5 protein-coding genes are annotated in these 4828 nt (G+C 67.5%); 2 read left to right on the forward strand and 3 right to left on the reverse strand.

All coding sequences use genetic code 11. The annotated features are described in order from the left end of the window. Positions 1 to 316: 316 nt before the first annotated feature. Both JW364_RS23775 and JW364_RS23780 read right to left on the reverse strand, forming a co-directional pair. The gene (locus JW364_RS23775) at positions 317 to 976 is read right to left on the reverse strand and encodes a DsbA family protein (protein WP_205334473.1); all 660 of its coding nucleotides are present in this window, start codon (positions 974 to 976) and stop codon (positions 317 to 319) included. Positions 977 to 1020: 44 nt separating this feature from the next. Continuing rightward, entirely contained in the window at positions 1021 to 1419 is a 399-nt protein-coding gene (locus JW364_RS23780; protein WP_159370019.1) for a helix-turn-helix domain-containing protein, read from the reverse strand. A gap of 26 nt (positions 1420 to 1445) precedes the next feature. Here JW364_RS23780 and JW364_RS23785 point away from each other — a divergent pair, with 26 nt between their 5' ends. After that, positions 1446 to 1829: a VOC family protein gene (locus JW364_RS23785; protein WP_159370018.1), complete on the forward strand. Its 384-nt coding sequence runs from the start codon at positions 1446 to 1448 to the stop codon at positions 1827 to 1829. Positions 1830 to 1880: 51 nt separating this feature from the next. Here the strand turns inward: JW364_RS23785 and groL are convergent, their stop codons facing one another. Beyond that, a complete protein-coding gene (gene groL / locus JW364_RS23790; protein WP_205334474.1) occupies positions 1881 to 3506 on the reverse strand; it encodes a chaperonin GroEL in 1626 nt (541 codons plus the stop codon). A 232-nt stretch (positions 3507 to 3738) separates the two neighbouring features. On the opposite strand from groL, the gene JW364_RS23795 reads away from it, so the two are divergent. Continuing rightward, entirely contained in the window at positions 3739 to 4644 is a 906-nt protein-coding gene (locus JW364_RS23795; RefSeq protein WP_159370016.1) for a TIGR03621 family F420-dependent LLM class oxidoreductase, read from the forward strand. Positions 4645 to 4828: the final 184 nt, after the last annotated feature.

The following is a 4828-nucleotide window of genomic DNA, read 5'->3' on the forward strand; positions in this document are numbered from 1 at the left end:
ACAATGAGCCAACACCAGCCCAATACAGCCAGGGGCGGTAACCAGCGGTAGAGCCAGATGCCTGATGGTCAGAACCCAACCACCACCGAAGTGGCTAGACAACCCTGACACTGAAACCAGCGGTGGGTGCGATCTACTGCCGCGCAGCGTCAGCCGAAGCCCGCGATGGCCTCGAGGAGGTGATCGACGCTCGGCCTTCGGGGCTCAGTCGGATGCGGAGTCCGACGCGTCGGTCCCGACCTCCGGCACCGCACACACGCCGTCGACGCAGACGGCCGCGTCGTCGTCGCCGATCATCTCGAAGGGCACAAGCGGGTCAGACACGATCGGACTCCTCGGCGCGGACCTTGTCGAGGGCCTGCGCGAAGGTTTCCGGCGCCTGGGCTCCGGAGATGCCGTACTTGCTGTTGATCACGAAGAAGGGAACCCCGCTGATCCCGTATGCACGGGCTTGGTCGATGTCGGCTTCGACGGCCGCGGCGTACTCGCCCGACTCGAGCGCGGCCAGCACGGCGTCGCGATCGAGACCGACATCGGCCGCCAGATCGGCGAGTTCGTCGGCGCGGCCGACGTGGCGCCCCTGCTCGAAGTACGCCTGGAACAGACGCTCGGCCAGATCCGCCTGTCGGCCATGCGCTTTCGCGAAGTGCAGGGCCTCATGCGCTTTCAGGGTCTTGGTGTGCTGCAGCCGGTCGAAGTCGTAGTCGAGACCGACCTCGGCGGCGATCCCGCGGACCTGGTCGAGCATCCTCCGGACCTGATCGGCCGGCATGCCCTTGTGCCGGACGAGGAAGTCGACCTCTGAACCGTCGAAGTCGACCGGCGTATCCGGTGCGAGCTCGAAGCTGTGGTAGGTCACTTCGACGTCGTCGCGTCCGTCGAACTCGGCGAGGCCCGCCTCGAACTTGCGTTTGCCGATGTAGCACCAGGGGCAGGCGATGTCGGACCAGATGTCGACGGTGATGGGAGCGCTCATTGCCCTCTCAACACCTCGCGGATCGAGAACGTTCCCGGAGTGCGTCACACCCGATCAGCCGCCCCAGGCGCGTCGAGCAGGTCGTCGAGATGCGTTCGCGACCAGTCGCACAGGCCGTGGACCGTCGAGACGAGGTCGCGGCCGGCGTCCGTCAGGGTGTAGTCCACCCGCGGATTCGCGCTGCGATGGTCGTGCCGATGGATCAGGCCGTGCGCCTCGAGATCGCGCAGCGTCTGGGTGAGCACCTTGTCGCTGATCGTCCCGATCGATCGCTTCAACTCACGAAACCGGCGGGGTCGCTGCCGGATCTCCTCGAGGACGGTCAGACCCCATTTCGTCGACACGACGGTGAACACCGACCGCGCGAGGTGCCGGGCGCGCTCTTCGGCCTCGGACGACGGCGCGGCGTCCCCGCTCACATCGAAGTGCGTACTGCCGCTCATCCGCCTGCGCTCCTAGCGTGGGGTCGATGCGAGTGCTGAAGACCTACGCCAGGATATTCGTCGCCGACCTCGACGAGTCGCTTCCGCTGTACGAGACGATCGTCGGTGCATCGGCCGATCTCCGATTCGCTTTCGAGAGGGCCGAACTCGCCGCCGTCGGCGACTTCCTCCTCATCGCGGGAGCCGACGACGACGTCGAGGCCTACCGGTCGACCGTCGGACCGGTCATCGTCGACGATCTCGACGCCTTGATCTCGCAGGTCAGCGGCGGAGCCGGATCCGAGAGCGCGACTGGACGATTCGCCTACCTTCGCCATCCCGACGGTGCGGTCCTCGAGTATGTCCAGTGGTCGCGGGAAGTCGCCGAAGCCGTGCTCGGAACGCCGAAGGCCGGCCACCCGCTTGGGTGACCGGCCTTCGGTTGGTGCTGCGTGAGTGGACGCAGGGATCTGATCAGGAGATCAGAAGCCCATCCCGCCCATCTCGTCGCCACCCGGCATGGCCGGTGCGGTGTTCTTCTCGGGCTTGTCGGCGACGACGGCCTCGGTGGTGAGGAACAGAGCCGCGATCGAGGCTGCGTTCTGCAGCGCCGAGCGGGTGACCTTCACCGGGTCGTTGATGCCGGCCTTGAGCAGGTCCTCGTACACACCGGTGGCGGCGTTGAGGCCGGTGCCGGTGGGCGAGTTGAGGACCTTGTCGGCGACGACGCCCGGCTCGAGGCCGGCGTTGATCGCAATCTGCTTGGCCGGAGCCGACAGGGCGACCTTGACGATGTTGGCGCCGGTGGCCTCGTCACCCTCGAGCGAGAGTGCGTCGATGGCCGGCTCCGACTGCAGCAGGGCCACGCCACCGCCGGCGACGATGCCCTCTTCGACGGCAGCCTTCGCGTTGCGGACGGCGTCCTCGATGCGGTGCTTGCGCTCCTTGAGCTCGACCTCGGTGGCCGCGCCCGCCTTGATGACCGCAACACCGCCGGCCAGCTTGGCCAGACGCTCCTGCAGCTTCTCGCGGTCGTAGTCGGAGTCGCTGTTCTCGATCTCGCCGCGGATCTGGGCGACACGACCGGCGATGGCGTCGGGATCGCCCGCGCCCTCGACGATGGTGGTCTCGTCCTTGGTCACGACGACCTTGCGAGCGGTACCGAGCAGCTCGATGCCCGCGCCCTCGAGCGAGAGGCCGACCTCTTCGCTGATGACCTCGCCACCGGTGAGGATGGCGATGTCGGCCAGCATGGCCTTGCGGCGGTCACCGAAGCCCGGGGCCTTGACGGCGACGGACTTGAAGGTGCCCTTGAGCTTGTTGACGACGAGGGTCGAGAGAGCTTCGCCCTCGACGTCCTCGGCGATGATCAGCAGCGGCTTGCCGGCCTGGATGACCTTCTCCAGCAGCGGCAGCAGGTCCTTGATGGTCGAGACCTTGCCCGAGACCAGCAGGATGTACGGGTCGTCGAGGACGGCTTCCTGGCGGTCGGCGTCGGTGACGAAGTAACCCGAGATGTAGCCCTTGTCGAAGCGCATGCCCTCGGTGAGCTCGAGCTGCAGGCCGAAGGTGTTGGACTCCTCGACCGTGATGACGCCTTCCTTGCCGACCTTGTCCATCGCCTCGGCGATGAGCTCGCCGATCGAGGCGTCGCCGGCCGAGATACCGGCGGTGGCAGCGATCTGCTCCTTGGTCTCGACCTCCTTGGCGCTCTTCAGCAGCGACTCGGTGACGGCCTCGACGGCCTTCTCGATGCCGCGCTTCAGACCCAGCGGGTTGGCGCCGGCGGCGACGTTGCGCAGACCCTCACGGACGAGAGCCTGGGCGAGAACGGTGGCGGTGGTGGTGCCGTCGCCCGCGACATCGTCGGTCTTCTTGGCGACTTCCTTGACCAGCTCGGCGCCGATCTTCTCGTACGGGTCCTCCAGCTCGATCTCCTTGGCGATGGACACACCATCGTTGGTGATCGTGGGGGCGCCCCACTTCTTCTCCAGGACGACGTTGCGACCCTTGGGTCCCAACGTCACCTTGACGGCGTCGGCAAGGCTGTTGAGGCCCCGCTCGAGGCCGCGACGGGCCTCTTCGTCGAACGCAATTTGCTTGGCCATGGGTAAGTGATCCTCCGAAGGGGGTGACACTAGGTTCGTATGGCCGGAACTCGGTGCCCGCGACGGACGACCGGTGTGTCATTCGGTACCGGCCTCACCGTCCCGACCTGGCACTCACAGCTCGCGAGTGCCAACCTCGTTTTTAGCACTCGACCAGTGCGAGTGCAAGGCTGGATCAGGTGTCCCGGTCGGCTGCGTGGTCGGCCGCCGCGACGCTGACTACGTTGAGGACATGTCACTCGCCTTCAGGGAGTTCAGGTTCGGGGTCAACATGCTCGCGGCCGACACCGCGTCGTCGTGGCAGACGCGTGCCCGATCGGTCGAGGAACTCGGCTACGACGTCCTGCTCGTCCCCGACCACTTGGGCATCCCGAGCCCGTGGCCGGCACTGGCCGTCGCGGCCACCGCGACGCAGCGCCTGCGCGTCGGCCCGTTCGTCCTCAACGCCGCGTTCACCAACCCCGCGCTGCTCGCCCGGGACGCCGCCACCGTCGACCGGTTGTCCGACGGCCGCGTGGAACTCGGACTGGGCACCGGCTACGCCCGGGAGGAGTTCGACGCAGCGGGGATCGAATACCGGTCCGCGGGCCGGCGCGTCGATCACCTGTCGGCGACCGCCGCCCGCGTGACAGAGCTGCTCGCCGACGAGGATCATCAGCCCCGACCCGTGCAGCCGAGGATTCCGCTCCTGCTCGCCGGCAACGGCGACCGCGTGCTGACGATGGCCGCCGAACACGCCGACATCGTCGGGTTCACCGCGGCCCGAACGGGACCCGACGGCGATCTGGAACCGCTGTCCGCCGGCGATTTCGACGAACGGGTGGGCTTCGCACGCGCCGCCGCCGGGGACCGCGCCGTCGAGGTGGAGTGGAACCTCCTGCTACAGATCGTCACCGTGACCGATGATCCGACGGCGGTGGCCGACGAGCTTCTCGCGAAGCACGAACTGTCGATGAGCGCTCAGGAGTTCCTGGGCCTGCCGTCGGTGCTCATCGGATCGGTCTCCGACATCGCCGCCCGCCTCGTCGACCTCCGGGAGCGGACCGGGATCAGCTATCTCACCGTGCTCGAACCCGCGCTCGAGGTGTTCGCCCCGGTGATCGCGGAGCTGCACGCCGTCGACGCCGGAGGGCGGTGAGGCGGTCACGGTCATTCGCACCCCCGACGACCGACGTCCCGCAAGCTGCCGGTCGACTAGGAGCCTGCTGAATTAGGGTCCAGCCTGGGTTGAGGTTCCTGCTGCGGGGATGTGTCGGTTCCGGGGTGTGGTCGTGGTGATCGATCTAGGTGGGGCGGCGGTGCCGCGGTTCAGGCGGTGGCCA

This window comes from Gordonia sp. BP-119 (assembly GCF_016924115.1).
GTDB classification, from domain to species: Bacteria; Actinomycetota; Actinomycetes; order Mycobacteriales; family Mycobacteriaceae; genus Gordonia; species Gordonia hongkongensis.